At 56.1% G+C, this 1,109-nt stretch carries 1 protein-coding gene; it reads left to right on the forward strand.

Going from position 1 to position 1,109, the window contains the following annotated elements:
- On the forward strand, positions 1-1,109 hold a 1,109-nt coding region (locus AAC147_RS10135), incomplete at both ends, for a conjugative transfer ATPase (RefSeq protein ID WP_047686498.1).

Raw genomic sequence — 1,109 nt, forward strand, 5'->3', positions numbered from 1 at the left:
ATGATGCCGGAAGGCACCGTGGTAACACTTACCATCGTGGCGCAGGCACAGGATACGCTGGAAGAAAATTTTACCCGGCTGGCAAAAAATGCCGTGGGGGAAAATACCGAATCGGCGCGTGTCCGGCAGGATGTGCAGGAGGTCAAAGCCTTACTGGGACGACGCCATAAACTGTATCGCAGTGCGCTGGCCTTTCTGGTGCGCGGCAACGATGTCACTGACCTGAACCAGCGGGTGCATCAGTTATCGTCAACCCTGCTGGCGACCGGATTACAGCCCGTGCGACCGGAATTCAGTGTTTCCCCGCTGAATGCCTATTTACGCGCCCTGCCCATGTGTTTTAACCCACAGAAGGACAGGAAACATTGGTACAGCCGCCTAACGTGGGTACAGCATCTGGCCGGATTATTGCCGGTTACCGGGCGTTCAACCGGCACCGGGCATCCGGGATTCAGCTTTTTTAATCGCGGTGGTGCGCCGCTGACCTTCGATCCGATGAACAAACAGGATCGCACCCAGAATGCGCACTTATTGCTGTTTGGTCCGACCGGGGCAGGTAAATCCGCCACCCTGTGTGCCTCGCTGGTGCAACTGATGGCTATCCACCGACCGCGCCTGTTTATTGTGGAGGCGGGAAACAGTTTTGGTTTACTGGCCGATTACTACGCCAGTCTGGGGCTGACGGTCAATAAAATCGGTATCAAGCCGGGCTGTGGCGTCAGTCTGGCGCTGTTTGCCGATGCCCATCAACTGCTGCAACTCAGCCCCCAACACTTGCGTATTAATGAAGCCGATATTCCGGATACCGATGAATCGCAGGATGAAGGGGATGAGCAGCGTGATATTCTGGGGGAAATGGAAATTGCTGCCCGACTGATGATCACCGGTGGCGAGAAAAAAGAAGAAGAGAGCCTGACCCGTTCGGATCGGGGATTAATTCGTGAAGCCATTATGATGGCGGCCCACACCAGCCATGCTGAGGGACGCCAGATGGTGGCCTCAGGCTTACAGAATGCCCTCTATGCCATTGCCCGCAACCATCAACAGGATGAACACGGCCAGCCGTTAATCACGGCACATCGTCGGGCACGCGCGGATGAAATGGCCGG

Source organism: Xenorhabdus sp. NBAII XenSa04 (assembly GCF_963866145.1).
GTDB classification, from domain to species: Bacteria; Pseudomonadota; Gammaproteobacteria; order Enterobacterales; family Enterobacteriaceae; genus Xenorhabdus; species Xenorhabdus indica.